The sequence below is a fragment of the Treponema denticola genome (assembly GCF_024400535.1).
Lineage (GTDB): Bacteria > Spirochaetota > Spirochaetia > Treponematales > Treponemataceae > Treponema_B > Treponema_B denticola_C.
This window is the reverse complement of the sequence record NZ_CP038800.1, coordinates 1,546,327-1,562,530: the sequence shown is the minus strand read 5'-3', so window position 1 is coordinate 1,562,530 and position 16,204 is coordinate 1,546,327. Positions and strand designations below refer to the sequence as shown.

Annotated in this window: 13 protein-coding genes, 1 tRNA gene and 1 pseudogene; 2 read left to right on the top strand and 13 right to left on the bottom strand. The window is 38.8% G+C overall.

Going from position 1 to position 16,204, the window contains the following annotated elements:
* Nucleotides 1-46 precede the first annotated feature (46 nt).
* The 13 genes and pseudogenes from E4N78_RS07335 to E4N78_RS07275 all read right to left on the bottom strand — a co-directional run bounded on the left by E4N78_RS07335 (nt 47) and on the right by E4N78_RS07275 (nt 12,540).
* Nucleotides 47-1,192: a helix-turn-helix domain-containing protein gene (locus E4N78_RS07335; RefSeq protein WP_255806433.1), complete on the bottom strand. Its 1,146-nt coding sequence runs from the start codon at nt 1,190-1,192 to the stop codon at nt 47-49.
* A gap of 13 nt (nt 1,193-1,205) precedes the next feature.
* Nucleotides 1,206-1,925, bottom strand: a complete 720-nt coding sequence (locus E4N78_RS07330) for a DUF5986 family protein (protein WP_255809919.1) — start codon at nt 1,923-1,925, stop codon at nt 1,206-1,208.
* Nucleotides 1,926-2,125: 200 nt separating this feature from the next.
* On the bottom strand, nt 2,126-4,738 hold the full coding sequence (locus E4N78_RS07325) for a DNA methyltransferase (RefSeq protein WP_255809918.1): 2,613 nt from the start codon (nt 4,736-4,738) through the stop codon (nt 2,126-2,128).
* Nucleotides 4,725-4,889: a hypothetical protein gene (locus tag E4N78_RS07320; protein ID WP_255809917.1), complete on the bottom strand. Its 165-nt coding sequence runs from the start codon at nt 4,887-4,889 to the stop codon at nt 4,725-4,727. Before E4N78_RS07320 ends, E4N78_RS07325 begins: the two co-directional genes overlap by 14 nt.
* A gap of 152 nt (nt 4,890-5,041) precedes the next feature.
* Nucleotides 5,042-6,492 (bottom strand): annotated as a pseudogene (gcvPB, locus tag E4N78_RS07315) (aminomethyl-transferring glycine dehydrogenase subunit GcvPB).
* Entirely contained in the window at nt 6,492-7,796 is a 1,305-nt protein-coding gene (gene gcvPA / locus E4N78_RS07310; protein WP_255809916.1) for an aminomethyl-transferring glycine dehydrogenase subunit GcvPA, read from the bottom strand. Before gcvPA ends, gcvPB begins: the two are co-directional and overlap by 1 nt.
* Before the next feature lie 153 nt (nt 7,797-7,949).
* Nucleotides 7,950-8,318 carry a glycine cleavage system protein GcvH gene (gcvH, locus tag E4N78_RS07305; RefSeq protein WP_002669223.1) on the bottom strand — a complete coding sequence of 123 codons (369 nt, stop codon included), beginning with the start codon at nt 8,316-8,318 and terminating at the stop codon, nt 7,950-7,952.
* A gap of 58 nt (nt 8,319-8,376) precedes the next feature.
* A complete protein-coding gene (gcvT, locus tag E4N78_RS07300; protein ID WP_255809915.1) occupies nt 8,377-9,450 on the bottom strand; it encodes a glycine cleavage system aminomethyltransferase GcvT in 1,074 nt (357 codons plus the stop codon).
* A 67-nt stretch (nt 9,451-9,517) separates the two neighbouring features.
* Complete coding sequence (locus tag E4N78_RS07295) at nt 9,518-9,922, bottom strand: PH domain-containing protein (RefSeq protein ID WP_255809914.1); 405 nt, start codon at nt 9,920-9,922, stop codon at nt 9,518-9,520.
* 269 nt (nt 9,923-10,191) lie between these two features.
* Entirely contained in the window at nt 10,192-11,553 is a 1,362-nt protein-coding gene (gene lpdA, locus E4N78_RS07290; RefSeq protein WP_010699493.1) for a dihydrolipoyl dehydrogenase, read from the bottom strand.
* Between the two features lie 103 nt (nt 11,554-11,656).
* The gene (locus E4N78_RS07285; RefSeq protein ID WP_253684379.1) at nt 11,657-11,932 is read right to left on the bottom strand and encodes a helix-turn-helix domain-containing protein; all 276 of its coding nucleotides are present in this window, start codon (nt 11,930-11,932) and stop codon (nt 11,657-11,659) included.
* Nucleotides 11,925-12,149: a type II toxin-antitoxin system RelE/ParE family toxin gene (locus tag E4N78_RS07280; protein WP_255809913.1), complete on the bottom strand. Its 225-nt coding sequence runs from the start codon at nt 12,147-12,149 to the stop codon at nt 11,925-11,927. The genes E4N78_RS07285 and E4N78_RS07280 overlap by 8 nt, the downstream gene beginning before the upstream one ends.
* A gap of 318 nt (nt 12,150-12,467) precedes the next feature.
* A tRNA-Thr gene (locus E4N78_RS07275) sits at nt 12,468-12,540 on the bottom strand.
* Nucleotides 12,541-12,698: 158 nt separating this feature from the next.
* On the opposite strand from E4N78_RS07275, the gene polA reads away from it, so the two are divergent.
* On the top strand, nt 12,699-15,530 hold the full coding sequence (gene polA, locus E4N78_RS07270) for a DNA polymerase I (protein ID WP_255809912.1): 2,832 nt from the start codon (nt 12,699-12,701) through the stop codon (nt 15,528-15,530).
* Complete coding sequence (gene coaE / locus E4N78_RS07265) at nt 15,530-16,201, top strand: dephospho-CoA kinase (protein WP_255809911.1); 672 nt, start codon at nt 15,530-15,532, stop codon at nt 16,199-16,201. Before polA ends, coaE begins: the two co-directional genes overlap by 1 nt.
* The last annotated feature ends 3 nt before the right edge of the window (nt 16,202-16,204 follow it).

Genomic DNA, 16,204 nt, shown 5'->3' with positions numbered 1-16,204 from the left:
ACCTCAAGTTCTTCTATTTTTGCAATTATTCTCACCATATAATATTTTACTTTATTTTTAAGATGAATGGATTTATGTTTCCAGATTCTTTATCAGACAAATATCCTTTTTGCAATGACAGCAATTTCTCTAATTCATCACTGTTCATAGAAATTCCATGGTTTGCAAATTCTTGTATCAGGGACGCTTTAGTAAACACCTCGTTATCTATTAATAAGGTTATTGCATTACTAAGTAAACTTGGATAAGTTCTTGGAATGACATTATCAAGAGGTTCATTTATGCGTTCATTACGTGAATTCATAATGCGCAAGTTATATTGATACTGATTTTGGCTTATTACCCCTAACTCACATGCTCGATGTAACATAGCTCCGATTGAAACATGCCATTTTTTCTTTAATTCAATATAATGACAATAATCTGATGGCATAAATTTTAAATCTGCTGTAAATTTATCTTTGGGTAAAAGGAAAGCAGCAGCAAACGCGTTTGCTTCTTTTTCATGTTGCTTAAATTCTTCACGAGAAATATTTTCATTATCCTCACTCCATTCATGCAATATAATATGTCCGAGTTCGTGGGCAAGATCAAAATTTATTCTTGCAGCAGAGCTTTTATTATCTGAAAAGGCAATTATATAAAGAGGTTGCTCATTTATTTCAAAATATTGACTAAAAGCATCAATATCATTAGTTGATGTTTCAAATGATGTAATTATTAAACCTTTTGCTTCTAGTAGTGTAACCATGTTCTTTATAGGTTCATTTCCTAAATTCCAATATTCCCTTAATTTTTGTGCTGATAGTTCTGGTATTTTGGTTTCTTCTATATTTTCTGGTAAATCAGCTGGAGGAAATTCTATATATTCTGCTAAAACTGTATATAGCTCAGCTAAAAATCTTATTTTAGTGATTTGCTCATCTCTATATTTTTTTGAAGTTTTCATTAAAGAACGAAAATATGATGAACCCGTTTTCACTGAACTCATTGATTCTTGAAAAAAAAATGAAGGCGGAAAATTAAGTGCATCAGCTAATTTAATTAAATTAGCAAACTGAGGTATAATTTTCCCTAATTCATATTGCGATTCTGCCTGAGAAGATATATTTATCTTATTTGCCAATTCATTAATGGTTAATCCATTATACAAACGGGCTAGTTTTAAATTTTGTCCGTTAAAAGCACTCATTGTATTTTCTCACTTAAACTTCTTTTGAATTCAATTGTTGCGTATCTTTTAATTCAACAGAATTCAGATTAGCGATTCTGCGCTTTGCTTTATTAGTTAGTTTTAACTGTGGCATTTGTTCTGTATTATTATCAACTTGTTGAATTTCATTTGAATATATGGGTTTAATAAAATTCATAATATTTTCTTCTCTGCGTTTATGGCATGTATAATCTAAAATATTCAATTGAAAATTTATAATTCTAAACTCAAAGTCGGTATCAAATGTGATAATTTTATAATGAGGTTTTTGGTCTATAGAATAAGAATTCAAACTTTTACATAAATTATCAAGTATAAAATATAATTTTGATTTATCTTTTTGACACTCAAATAATTCCGGATTTGCTAATCCTAAATCGGAATTCAAAGTTGCTAAAGCTTGTACATACTTAGGAGCATTTTTTGCAGGATTTGATATAATGCCTTCAAAACGATTTTTTCTCATTAATGTATAAATGCAATTATCCTCACTAGAAAGAAGAAGTGCCATTTGCCAAAAACCGCGTTTTATAATAGCTGCTTCAATATTTATGTTTTCTAATTTTTTAATTAAATTCGTATTTATGATATCCCAACGTGCCCCTGCCCTTGCATTGTGCGTTACTGTTTGATATTGACTTATCATAAATTGATAATCTTCTGCGACCTCTGATAAAGCTTCAAATACATTGTGAAAAAAGATTTGAGACATAATCCCTCCCAATAAATTGTAAATACACAAGTATTTTACAATATTTTCATTTTTTTGTCAAGTATAAATACAAAATACAAAATAAATAATAAAACACTGGTATCACACATATTCTAAGAAATTTTCCAGTTTTTAGAAAAAAAACGCAAGAAATTTATAATTCGAATCATTTAAAAGCTTATCGGCTTGTAGTATCCCCTCTACCTCCTCCCCCGCTTCCCCGCAAGCAGCCCTTCCGTTTTCTTTAAGTACAGCTCGAACAAGAACGCCGTGCGGGCTGCATCGTCGGAGAAGGCGGCTTTACGGTACAGCTTATCCACGGCGGAATCGAGGGCGGCATGCGCTTTGGTGAGTACCGGTGGCATGGTATTGGGATCGTACAAGTCGGCAAGGGAGCTATCTGGAAACTGAGCCCGTGCGTCAAGTACTGCTTGAGCCTTTTGCATAATAGCTGCCTTTTGCGCTTCCGAAACGTCCGGCCACGGGAAGTTATTATACACAATCTGTGCAGAATAACGGTAATCGCTTTTAAGCCGCCCGCATACGGTACGCATCCACGCCATATGCATCTGCGAAGTAAGCACACCGAACTCGTACAGCGTTGCGTGAGGAACTATCAGCGTTGAATCGCTTGCAATAACCGATGAATCTAAAAAGCCGATGGGAATATATCTCCTGCGTTCGGACGAAACACGCGGTACCAGCAGATAATTCCCGGAATCAGGTTGACGGATTTCGCCAAAGAGAGAAGGCGTTTGTGCAAGTTTCCGCGTTGCTTCACGGCTGCTGCTTTCGCGGTGTTCCCGCACCTTTTGTATCCGCTCTACAATAAGCGGGCATTTTTTTAAGTGCTGCGGTTCCGCATTCAAAAGCCAAAGGCAATATCGTTTTTTATTATTGATAAACTCTTCCGCTCCCAAAAACGGACGGATATACCGTTCCGCTTCCGGTTCCTTTTGTAAAAATGCAGAGTATTCATTTTCTTCTATGATAAGATTCCCGCCGTCATTAGGCATACTGCCGAACACCATTGGATTCGTTTGCACATCAAGTACGGAACTCCTACTATCAATAAACACATTTTGAGCGTCCATTAAATACGCATTTATTTGCTTGGCGGGAACTTCCTTAGGCACACCTTTTACATCTTCGTACAAAAAGAGTTTTTTATCGGAATCCTTATTCAATGAAAAACCCGCAATAATACAATATACGGCGGCATTTCCCCGCGCCTCGTTTGACCACTTGAATGTCTGGTGTGCAAAATTGATATGTATACTTTGAGAAAAAAGAAGGGGCCACAAAATAGGAACCTGCTGTCCTTGACAAATTGAATTTGTAGAAACAAAGGCACACTTAATCGTGGTGTCTTTAATATAATCCGCCGCCTTTTTATACCAGCCGGTAACATAATCAAGATTCCCCGCATTCTTTACCCCGGTAAAAAGACAGGCAATTTCCGCCGATTGTTCCTTGCTCATAACTCTTGCACCTAAAAAAGGAGGATTACCCAAAATATACGAAAGCTCTTTTTTCGGAACAACCTGCTCCCACTCAAGATTTAAAGCGTTCCCCTGTATAATCGTAGCTGATGAAGCAATAGGTATGCGGATAAAATATCTTCCTAAGCGGCTTGAAACCAATCTATTCATTTGGTGATCCATAAGCCAAAGGGCAGTCTGTGCAATTTGTGCAGGAAATTCTTCTATTTCAATCCCGTAAAATTGATTGACGGTTACGCGTAAAAAATTATCTATATCTAAAATTTGCTGTCCCGAATTTTCCAGTTCTTCAACTATTGCAAGCTCCAAAAGGCGGAGCTCCCTGTATGCAAGTACTAAAAAGTTTCCGCAGCCGCAGGCGGGATCAAGGAATTTCAGCGAGGCGATTTTTGTGTGCAAGCCGTTGAGTTTTTCTATGCGGGCATCGGAAGTATACTGTTTGTATTTATCAAATTCCTTCCAAAGTTCATCAAGAAAAAGAGGATGAATGAGTTTTAAAATATTTTCTTCACTGGTGTAATGTGCTCCGAGAGAATGGCGTTCATCAGGATTCATAATACTTTGAAACATAGCTCCGAATATAGCAGGGGATATTTTGCTCCAATCGAGGCTGCAGCATTGAATTAACTTTTCTCTCATTGCGGAAGTAAAATCTGCTATGGGAAGCGTTTCCTTAAAAAGCCCGCCGTTTACATAAGGAAAAAGGCTAAGCTGTTCATCAAGTGTTTTAAGGCGGCGGTCGGCAGGAGTATTTAAAACTTCAAAAATCTTTTGAATGTGCATCGCCAAATCACTTCCGTCTACATTGGTACGCTGTAAAATATATTTTATAAAATGGTCGTGCTCAAAAATATCGGTATCGTCTGCAAAAAGACAAAAAACCAAACGCACCAAATACAGTTCCAAACTATGCCCTTTATACCCTATATCTTTTAGCGTGTCGTGCAGCTGTCCCATTTTTTCGGCAGCTTCAATATTTACCGCATCTTGTTTTTTGTATTCTACATCTTTGTAACCGGCAAGAAAGGCAAAAAGGCCGATGTAGTCGGGTAAGTCCCCAAGAGTAAAACTCGTACGTTCAGCATTTTTTTCCAAATTATAATAATCAAAATTGCAAAAATCGCAAATAAGAATTCCCTTAGGCATATCGGAATTACTTAGAGCATTGGCATAAGCTTTTGCTTGTTCAAAGGCTTTTTTTCTGTCCTTACCGGGCGTTTTCATTTCGATAAGAATGTAACCTTTCCAAAAAAGGTCTATGTAACCGTTTGAGCCGTCTTGCAGTTTTACCTTTTGTTCAAAAAACGGCAATTTTACTCCTCGGAACACCGAAGATTGCAAAAAATTCGTTTTCAAACGTTTGTGCATCCGCCTCTTCCCGTGCTGTTGCAGCCTTATCTTTCCAATTCAGCACAAATCCTTGTGCCCTTAGTTTTATTTCGTTTAATGAAAGTATAGCCATCAATATATTTCCTTATTTATAGTCTACATTAAAATAGTATTTTGTCAAGTCAACATATTTATGTGTCAATGATTTATGTTCTCGTAACCTATTAACGAAAAAAAAATCCCCCTCTAAAAACATCAGTCTTTAGAGGGGGCGTTTAAAGCTGTTTATTTACAACAGCAGCAAGCCTTGTACCTTAAAACAGGTTCACGGGCAGCTTTTGTTTCATCTACTCGTCCGATGGGGCGTGTGTAGGGATAGCCGTGAAGCTTTTCGGGATTTGAATAAGCTTCTTTTTTTTGAGTTTGATCATAACTTCGGCAGTAAAGTCCAAGGTGGACTTGCTTTCCGTTTCCGTAGGCTCAAACATCAAGGCTTCGTGTACGATGAGCGGGAAGTACATCGTCGGCGGGTGGATACCGTCGTCGATTAAGCCCTTAGCTATGTCAAGAGCACTTACGCCTGTTTCTTCCTTGATCTTATCAAGGGTAAGAACAAATTCGTGCATACAGATTCTGTCAAAGGCAACATCATATTCTTTTTCAAGCTTTTTCTTTAGATAGTTTGCATTTAAGACAGCATAGCCTGAGCTTTCCCTTATGCCCTCGCTTCCGAGTGTAAGAATATAGGCATAGGCACGCAAGAAGACAAGGAAGTTTCCGTAGAAGTTTCTAACCCTTCCGATTGAATCAGGGCGGTTATAATCCAGCTTATAGCTTCCGTCCGAGCCTGTAACTACGGGAACAGGTAAGAATTCTTCAAGGAATTTTTTACAACCGATTGGGCCGCTTCCGGGACCGCCGCCTCCGTGAGGAGTCGAGAAGGTCTTGTGCAAGTTAAGGTGAACTATATCATAGCCCATATCTCCGGGTCTTAGTCTTCCCATAATTGCATTAAGGTTAGCACCGTCATAGTACAATAAGCCGCCTGCTTTGTGAACGATTTCGGCAATTTCTTTGATATGGGTTTCAAAGAGACCGAGGGTGTTCGGGTTTGTAAGCATGAGGGCAGCAGTATCGTTTCCTACAGTCTTTTTTAATTCTTCGATATCTACATTTCCGTCCTTATCGGAAGGAATGTTTACGATTTCGCATCCGACCATTGCGGCACTGGCAGGGTTTGTACCGTGTGCCGAATCGGGAACCAAAATCTTGTTTCGGGCATGGTCACCGCGTTTTTCGTGATAGGCTCTGATTACCAAAAGGGCTGTGAACTCTCCGTGAGCACCTGCTGATGGCTGGAGGGAGAAAGCATCCATTCCGGTAATTTCACCGAGTTTTTTACCTAAATCTCCCATAGCCTCGATACAACCTTTCATTGTATGTTCAGGCTGCAATGGGTGAATATTGGTAAAGTTCGGAAGAGCCGCAACTTCTTCGTTGAGTTTGGGATTGTACTTCATCGTACAAGAACCTAAGGGATAGAAACCGTTATCTACACCGTGAGTACGCTTGCTCAATTCCATATAGTGGCGTACAAATTCAAGTTCCGAAACTTCAGGAAGTTTTGCATCGCTTGCTCTTAAATATTTTGAATCAAGCTTATATTCGGGTACTGTCAATTTTGCTTCGGCAAATTTATGACCCTTTACGGATTTTCCAAAAATCAATTCGCTCATTACAATACCTCCTTAATGATTTTTACGGCCTTATCAAGGTCGCATTTACAAAGAACATCGGTTGCACACCAAAGAATGGCATCATCACAAATCTTTAAACCGCCTAAAATGCCGTTTTTTTCAAGATTTGAAAGAATTGCATCGGCCTTTCCTTTTCCGTCAGTTACGAATTCATGGAAGAATTCTCCGTTATTTTTTACGGTTAAGCCGATCTTTTTAAGCTCATCTGCAAGATAATGTGCATTGCTTAAGGAAACATTTGCAACGGTTTTTAAGCCTTCTTTTCCGTAGGCTGTCATAAACATAGAAGCTCTTAATGCACAAAGAGCTTGGTTTGAACAGATACTGGAGCTGGCTTTTTCGCGCCTGATATGCTGTTCGCGGGCTTGAAGAGTTAGAACAAAGGCTCTTCTGCCGTCATGGTCTGTTGATTGACCGATGATTCGTCCCGGGATTTTTCGCATATTGGCTTCGATTGTAGAAAGGAAGCCGAGATAGGGGCCGCCTGCACCTAGAGGAAGTCCTAATGCCTGCCCTTCGCCTAAGGCTATCGAAGCACCGCATTCTTTCGGTGTTTTTAAGATTGCCAAAGAAATAGGATTGCAGCTCATTACAAACTGAGTTTTGGTACCTTCTACAAGTTTACCGACAGCTTCGCAGTCTTCGATTGTACCGAAACGGTTAGGCTGCTGCATAACAACGGCTCCGACACTTTCATCTAAAAGGTCCTTAATCTTCGAAACATCAGTTTTATAGCCGTCACGGGGAATCATTACGAATTCTACGCCGCTGTGCTTTAAATAGGTTTTAGCAATTTCGATTGAGCTGGGTTCAACACATTCCGAAATCAAAACCTTGTTTTGTTTTCGTCCTAAGGACATAACTATGGCATCTGCAACTGCCGTGCCTCCGTCATAAACGCTGGCATTGGAAACATCCATTCCCGTAAGCTCGCAAATCATTGACTGATATTCAAAACCTGCTTGGAGTTCGCCCTGATTCATTTCGGGCTGATAGGGTGTATAGGCTGTTAAAAACTCCTCTCTGGAAGCCATGTGCCTTACAGCGGCAGGTGCATAGTGGTTATAAGCACCGGCACCTCTTAATATCGATTTAAAGACAGTGTTTTCACTGCTTAAATTTTGAAAAAACTTTTCAACTTCTGCTTGAGTTTTCCCCTCACCTATATCAACTTTTTTACAGCCCTTGTTATCAAAGCTGTATAAATCATCAATCGATTTGACACCGATGAGATCAAGCATCTCTTTTGTTTCCTCAGCGGAGTGAGGAATATAATTTGACATACTACCTCCAATAAAAATATTTTGCAGGAAACATTAGTTTCCGAAAAATATTTTTTCATGCAGTTTTGCTTTTGCAAAACTGCATACCATAAAGCCGGCAGATAAACAGCAAGTCACCAAGTGTGCCGAACTGTTTATCTCACTTATTTTTAATTATTTGCAGAGACCTTTGTATTTACCTGCATCCATTAATTTTGAAGATTCTCCCTTAAGTTCTACCTTAAAGAACCAAGAACCGAAGGCATCTTCATTGATTTTTTCGGGAGCATCTAAAAGCTCTTCGTTTATTTCAACAACCTTTCCTGTCATGGGGCTGATGATTTCGAAAACGGCCTTTACGGATTCTACTGTAGCACAGGCCTTATCGGCTGTTACCTCATCTCCTACTTCAGGAAGCTCGATGAATACGACATCTCCCATTTCGCTTTGAGCATAATCGCTGATACCGATAATACCGATGTTTCCTTCTTTCTTGAACCATTCGTGTGATTCCAAGTATTTTACATCTTCTTTAATTTCCATATCTAACTCCTATATTTTATTTTTAAGTTTTTACCAAAAACTTATAAAACCTTTTTAATTAGCCCTTAATTTCTTTTAAGAAACTTGTAGGCATGATTTTAGCCTTGAGCTTTTTACCGCGTACTTCGATAAAGACTTCTTCATCTTTAATACCTCGGTCGATTCTCATATGTCCGATACCGACCTTTAATGAGGGCGAAGAAGTTCCGGTGGTAACATAACCGATTTCCTTGTCGCCTAAGAAAACCTTGTCATGATCTCGGGCAATACCTCTGTCAATCATCTTAAAGCCTTTTCGGATTTTTTTGGCTTCGTTGGTTTCGAGAGCTTTTTTACCGATAAAGTCTTCTTTTTCAAGTTTGATAAAGGGCTTTAAGGTTACTTCGGTTGCCAAGGTTTCTTCGGTCATTTCATGGCCGTACAATGGCATTCCGGCTTCAAGACGCAAGGTGTCTCGGCAGCCTAAACCGCAAAGCTCTATTCCGAATTCTTCTCCTGCTTTCATAACTTGATTGAAAAGCTCAAGAGCCCATTCTTTGGGGCAGTAGATTTCGTAACCGTCTTCACCGGTATAACCTGTCTGAGAAACGATTACTTCGCCCTTGGGGCATTGGAAGGTCTTAAAGGTGTAGTAAGCGGAGGGCATTGCAGAAGGATCAATAAACTTTTTTACCACAGCAGGAGCATTGGGGCCTTGAATTGCCAGCTGGGCAATTTCAGAAGATCGGTCTGTAAAGGTAACGCTCTTATCCAAATGCTTTTTTACCCAGTCATAGTCCTTGTCATGGTTTCCGGCATTTACAACCAAAAGGAATTTCTTTTGATTATAGCGGTAAACAAGGAAGTCATCTACGATTCCGCCCTTTTCGTTACACATAAGGGTATAGCGTACATCTCCGTCAGCCATTCCGCGAATGTCGTTTGTAATAAGGGCATTTACGGCAGCTTCGGCATTGTCGCCTTCAATATAAAACTCTCCCATATGTGAAACATCGAAAAGTCCTACATTATTGCGAACTGCAAGATGCTCTTTTAAGATACCGGCAAACTGAATGGGCATTTCATATCCGCCGAACTCAACAAACTTGCCGCCTTTAGCGAGCAAGGTTTCATAATAGGGTGTTCTTTTCATCTCATCCTCCTAAATTTATTTTAATTTGTAATGGATAATGTGTAATGTTTTGATTACAAATTATTAATTACAAATTGTCTTTTAGCTTATTATAAAGCTCTTCATTTTTTCCTTTGCCTAAGCCTATAAGAATTTTTTGCTCATCGGTTATAACCAATATATAGGGAGCTTCATTTTTTAGTATACATAGTTTCACAGAGCCTAATTCATTATATCTAAAATAGCCTATTTTAATCGGTCCAAGACCTATGCCGTTTACCCTTCTTACTCCTAAAGAAGGCAGAGTTTCGAGTTTTTTGACCTCTCTGATTTCGGAAATCGGTATGCTGACACCATAAATTCCTTTAACTTTTAATAATCCGCCTTCTACAGACGCATCTGCAGTTTTTATAACAACAAAGGCTCCGATAAAAATTAAGAGCAGCAATCCTATTGTAAAAAACATTTTAAAACTGCTTTTTTGTTCTTTCAAAACGGCCTCCTAATTACTCATATTGTACACCAGATATAAAAGAAAAGCAATAGCAAATAGATAAAAAAATATTGCTTTAATTATAAAATCAAAAACGGCAAAGCTAAAATAAGCCTTGCCGTCAGGTAATTATAAAAATCTTGTTTGATTTTTATAATTACCTGACGAGTTTTTCATAAGTCTTTACTTATCAATGACTTATGAAAAACATCGCAAAGCTATCATGGAAAGCCTTTACAAAACTGAAGTTTTGAAAGGCTCTCTTATAATTATTTTTTATAGATCATGTGGGTAGCCGACTTTTCGACATCTTCTACAGCCTCATAAAAGGCTTCTACTACCGTAGGATGAGGATACATGGATTTTAAGATATTTTCCCTCTTAGCCTTGTTTGTTACAAGAGTTCCTATGGCACCTATCATATCGGTAGCCGAATCGCACATCATCTGACAGCCTACAATCCTGTCTTCTTCATTAAACAGAACCTTAATAAAGCCTACATCCAAGCCTGAAAGCACCGATTTTCCGTTTGAACCCATTGGAACTTTTCCGATTTTTACGGTAATTCCCTTGGCTTCAGCTTCTTTTTCGGAAAGACCGACTCCTGCAATCTCCGGTGTGGAATATACACAGGAAGGAATAACATCTTGTTTTTCGTGTTTAGTATTGTTTACAAGGTTTTCGACAACCAGATGCCCCTGATTTTCGGCATTGTGGGCAAGCATTACGTTCCCCTTTACTGCATCCCCAATGGCGTAAATACCTTCGACATTAGTCTTCATGCAGGCATCGGTAATTATGCCCCGTTTATCGTATTCGATTCCGGCAGAATCAAGACCGATATCCTTTATTTCGGCAATGCGTCCGATACAAACGATTACGGCATCGGCTGTAATGCTTTCTTCTTTTTCTTTAAGGGTAAATGTACAGCCCGTTTTTTCGATTTTGGTTACCATGGCTCCGTTTATTATTTTTACTCCTCTCTTTTTTAGAACAAGGGCCTGCTGCATTGCAATATCCCTGTCAAAGGGAGGAAGAATTGTTTTTTCTAGTTCGACGATGGTTACTTCCTTACCTAAATTTGCATAGACTGTGGCAAACTCAATGCCTATAACGCCGCCGCCTATGATGATAACGCTCTTAAAATCGACAGGCTCTTTTCCTAAAATATCGTCAGATGTCATAGCAGTTTCTATTCCGGCTATCGGAGGAGCAAAAACAGAAGAACCTGTTGCGATGATGAGGTTTTTAAATTCAAGCTCTTTTCCATTTACACTTACAGAAGATTTTGAAGTGATTTTGCCTTCCCCGTTATAAAAATCAACGCCGGCGTTTTCGATGAGTTTTTCGATACCGCCTACAAGTTTATCCACAACAGCATTTTTTTTCTCGTAGATGGCCTTGATGTCGTATTTTAAGTTTTCACCTGAAAGACCGAGATCGTTTTCGGCAAAGCTTCCGAAAACTTCGGCTGTGTGAAGAAGGTATTTTGTCGGAATACAGCCCTTGTTCAAACAAGTTCCTCCAAGCCTGTTTTTTTCGATAAGAGCGGTTTTTAGCCCTGCCCTTCCAGCTTTTATGGCCGCAACATAGCCGCCCGGGCCTCCGCCCAAAACGATTAAATCATACATACTAACCCCTTAAAAAACAGCTTAAAATTTTAAGCATGATAATGTTTGTTTTCCAAAGTATACACGATGATTTTAATAAAAGCAAGGGGAGAAAATTGTATCTCTATAACATTGAAATTTTCAGCTGTCTTCCAAACACATTTGCTATTTTCTCTAATGTTGAGAGTCGAACATCTTCAGCATGATTCTCCATCCTAGAAATAACACTTTTTTTTGTTTCCAATTTTTCTGCCAACTGTTCCTGTGTCATTCCCTGTTCAAGTCTCATCTCTTTGATAATAGCACCTATTTTAAACCGCTCATATCCTATTTCAAAGTCTTCAGCAAATTCGACATCTCTTTTTTTCCTTTCTGCAATATATTCTTCTAAATCACTCATACTTTACCCCTCTTTCAATCTGATCTGCCATTCTTTTATTACACAATTCTATTTCATTTTTAGGTGTTTTTTGTGTTTTTTTCTGAAATCCATTTTTCAATAAAAGAAAATAACCTTGATAAAACTGGCCTAAAATTCTATATATATTTCCTCCAAATTCTATTCTGCATTCATATATTTTTGTACCACTCAAATTCTTAAAATAAGTTCTAGGCACCTTTTCTTGTGTTTCAATTCATCTTAAAACCCATGTTATTTTTTGAGCAATCTTTCCAGGCTGAGTATCTATAAATTCTTTTACAGGACATTTTCCATCCTTTGTTTTATAAAATTTTATTTCTCTTTTCACATATAAATGTTAGCATTAATGTTTACTTTTGTCAAGTCTTAATATTTTTTGCAATCACAATGCATCAAATCTTTTAAAAACTTCCTACTTCCCTTTGCACTCTCCGCGCTACTTGCGGTTTCATTAAAATTTTCAATGATTTAGCTGATTGTTAATGAAAAGAAAAAACTATTTAGAAATAAAAAAAGCCAACTCTCGGACTTGAACCGAGTACCTGCACGTTACGAGGGTGCTGCTCTGCCGGGTGAGCTAAGTTGGCAAGTTGATTTTGATCAAAAAAAACTTTATCAAAAATAAACAAAAAAGTCAATAGGATTACAAATTCTAAATTACTTACACAATCCTGGATATCTTGTCCATTCTCTTGCTTTAGGAGCTTTTTTTTAGTATAATCCTTTCCCGAACGGAGGTCATTTTATGAAAGATACAATCTATGTTTTGGATGCCTATGGGCTTATTTACCGCTCTTATTTTGCCTTTATTTCAAGACCTCTTACAAACTCTAAGGGCGAAAATGTTTCGGCTATCTTCGGCTTTTTTAAAAGCCTTCATTCCATATTTACAGAATATAATCCTAAACTCTTTGTTACTGCCCTCGATTCCCTTACACCCACTTTTAGACACGAGATGTACAAAGAATACAAGGCTACAAGGGATAAAACGCCCGATGACCTACATGCGCAAATCGACAAAATAGAAGAAATTTTAAAAACATTTAAACTGCCTGCAGTCCGCTGTAACGGCTTTGAGGCCGATGATGTAATAGCTTCAATAGCCGCCCTTGCAGAAAAGGAAGGCAGGGAATGTGTGATTATTTCGGGCGATAAGGATTTAATGCAGCTTGTTTCAAAAACCACGACAATGCTTAAACCGGGGAAGATTAAGGCTTGGGAGGGCTTCGATGCCGAAAACGTAAAAGAAGAATGGGGCGTTTATCCCGCCGGAATGTTAGACCTTCTTTCCCTTATAGGCGACAGTGCCGACAATGTTCCCGGCATAAAGGGGGTCGGCCCGAAAACAGCCGTAAAACTCCTTGAAGAGTACAAAACCCTCGACGGCATCTACGCAAATACAGGAAACTTAAAAGGGGCTTTAAAAACAAAAATAGAAGAAGGAAAGGAATCGGCTTATTTTTCTAAAGAGCTTATAAGGCTCCGCTTCGATGTTCCAGTCGAAAAAGACTTAAACGCCTACTCTACTTCGCAAATGGATTATGAGGCGGCCGCCCGTCTTTTTATAAGCGAAGAGCTTCCCAATATTGCAAAGCTATATTCCGAAAAAATAATTGCCGAAAAAGCTCTGTCTAAACATGAAAAAAATACTCCATCTTCAAAAGAAAACTTAAAACAAGAGACAGGCCTTTTTGAAAATTCTGAACAAACTTCTCCCGAAATGCTCCCTCAAGAATTAGGAACAGGAGAAGAAATCTCCCTTCCTCAAAACAAGGGCGATTACAAACTTGTAGACGAAGCGGAAGAACTTTTTAAAATAGTAGACGAAGCCTTAAAACAGGGGCTTGCAGCCTATGACTGTGAAACCACAAGTGAAGATCCCCTAAATGCGGAAGTCTGCGGATTCTCCCTTGCCCTAAAAGAAGGAGAGGCCTATTATTTCCCCTTAAAGGCACCATGTCCCGAACTTGGAGAGGAAGCTCCAAAACTCATAGCCTTTAAGGATGCCCAAAGGGCCGTAACAAAGCTCTTTGACTCGAAGATGACTCTCATAATGCATAACGGCAAATTCGACATTCAAGCAGCCCTTTCATCAAAACTTGCAAGCAGCATTTCGGCAAGTCTTTTTGATACAATGATAGCCGCATGGCTTTTAGACCCTGCCCGCTCTTCTTACGGAATGGATAAACTTGCAGAAAGTATTTTAGGCGTAAAAACCATAAGGTTTAAAGACCTTGTAAAGACGGGACAAAACTTTTCGGATATTCCCTTAAAAGAAGCCTGTCCTTATGCTGCAGAAGATGCCGACATAACATTCCGCTTTTATAAAAAATTCTTACCCCTCTTAAAAAAGAATAATCTGGAAAAACTTTTTTTTGACCTCGAAATGCCTATCACAAAACTTTTAACCGAGATGGAAATAAAGGGCATCTTTTTAAAGGGCGAAGAACTTACTGCCTACTCAAAAGAATTGGGAAAAGAACTTGAAGATTGCGAAAAGGATATTTACCGCCTCGTAGGCCATGAGTTTAATATAGCCTCGCCTAAACAACTTCAAGAAGTCTTATTTGAAGAAAGAAAACTGCCCCCCGGCAAAAAAACTAAGACGGGTTATTCTACGGATACTTCGGTTCTTGAAAACCTTGCTTCGGAGGATCCCGTACCTGCAAAAATCTTGGATTACAGGGCTCTTGCAAAGTTAAAATCCACATATACCGATACCCTTCCCAAGATGACGGACAAAAACGGAAGAATCCATACAAGTTTTATTCAAACCGGAACAGCTACAGGCCGCCTTTCAAGCCGAGACCCCAATTTGCAAAATATCCCCATACGCGGAAACGAGGGGCGGAAGATAAGGGAAGCCTTTCAAGCGGAAAAGGGGCGGGTTCTTATTTCTGCAGATTATTCGCAGATTGAGCTTGTAATCCTTGCCCATCTTTCAAAAGATCAAAACCTAGTAGAAGCCTTTAATAAGGGAATAGATGTTCACGCCAAGACTGCAAGCCTAATCTTTGCCGTAGACATAAATGATGTAAGTCAGGATATGAGACGCATAGCAAAGACCATAAACTTCGGCGTAATGTACGGAATGAGTGCCTTCCGCCTCGCTTCTTCTTTAAGAATTCCCCGCAAAAGAGCTGATGAGTTTATAAAGGCTTATTTTGCCACCTATTCCGGTGTATCCGGCTTTATGGCAAATGTGTGTCAAGAAGCCGAACAAAGAGGCTATGTAGAAACCATAATGGGAAGAAGACGTTATCTTCCGGCTATAAACAGCAAAAACAAGGTAGAAAAGGCCGGAGCCGAACGCATTGCAGTAAACACCCCGATTCAGGGCACAGCCGCCGATATAGTAAAACTTGCAATGCTCGAAGCCGATAAGGCCTTAAAAAAACAAAAACTTGATGCCTCCATCCTTTTGCAGGTTCATGATGAGCTTATAATAGAGGCCGCCGAATCTGAAAAGGAAAAAGTCATGTCCATCGTAAAAGAAAAAATGGAAGGCGTAATAAAACTTTCGGTACCCTTAAGGGTAAGTATAGAATCGGGAATGAGCTGGGGAGAGTTCCACTAATGGATAGTGTTTTAAACAGCAGGCAAAGCCGGCAAAGCCTCGATGCGCCCTTAGAACCGATTTTAATAGGGCTTTCAGGGCCTTCTTGTTCGGGTAAAAACACGGCAAGTGCTATTTTACAAGACTACGGGTTTTATTGTATTGATGCCGATGTAGTTTCAAGAAAAGTTTTTATAGAGCATGAAAAAGAAATTTTAAATCTCTTTCAAGCCGAGGCCGAAAAACGAGGCATAAATTTAAAAAATAAAAAGGGCATCGACAAAAAAGCCTTTGCCCTCTTGGTCTTTTCGGATGAAGGACTTTTAAAAAAACATGAAGCCTTTATTCTCCCGATAATCGAAGAAAAAATATGGGAAGAAATTAAAATGGCATTTACCGAAAAACCTGAGCGCCCCATTCTTTTAAACGCCCCTACCCTTCACAAGACTAGCCTTATAAAAAAATGTCTCTTTATATTGTACATAGATGCTCCTTTTATTTTAAGGCTCATAAGGGCAAAAAAAAGGGACAGGCTGCCTTTAAAAAATATTCGGTTAAGATTTTCAAAACAAAAGAAATTCTTTTCTCAATACTTTTTTTTAAATGCCGATACAATAGTAGTAAAGAACTTTTGGTCTTCTGCAGGTTTAAAAAAAAAGCTATTGCAGGAAGTTCAAAAAAGAGGTTTTTGAGGT

Coding starts and splice junctions, on each gene's coding strand:
- coaE (WP_255809911.1), top strand. CDS start 15,530: ATGGATAGTGTTTTAAACAGCAGGCAAAGCCGGCAAAGCCTCGATGCG.
- E4N78_RS07330 (WP_255809919.1), bottom strand. CDS start 1,925: ATGTCTCAAATCTTTTTTCACAATGTATTTGAAGCTTTATCAGAGGTC.
- gcvT (WP_255809915.1), bottom strand. CDS start 9,450: ATGAAAAGAACACCCTATTATGAAACCTTGCTCGCTAAAGGCGGCAAG.
- E4N78_RS07320 (WP_255809917.1), bottom strand. CDS start 4,889: ATGGCTATACTTTCATTAAACGAAATAAAACTAAGGGCACAAGGATTT.
- E4N78_RS07285 (WP_253684379.1), bottom strand. CDS start 11,932: ATGAGTGATTTAGAAGAATATATTGCAGAAAGGAAAAAAAGAGATGTC.
- E4N78_RS07335 (WP_255806433.1), bottom strand. CDS start 1,192: ATGAGTGCTTTTAACGGACAAAATTTAAAACTAGCCCGTTTGTATAAT.
- polA (WP_255809912.1), top strand. CDS start 12,699: ATGAAAGATACAATCTATGTTTTGGATGCCTATGGGCTTATTTACCGC.
- gcvH (WP_002669223.1), bottom strand. CDS start 8,318: ATGGAAATTAAAGAAGATGTAAAATACTTGGAATCACACGAATGGTTC.
- gcvPA (WP_255809916.1), bottom strand. CDS start 7,796: ATGTCAAATTATATTCCTCACTCCGCTGAGGAAACAAAAGAGATGCTT.
- lpdA (WP_010699493.1), bottom strand. CDS start 11,553: ATGTATGATTTAATCGTTTTGGGCGGAGGCCCGGGCGGCTATGTTGCG.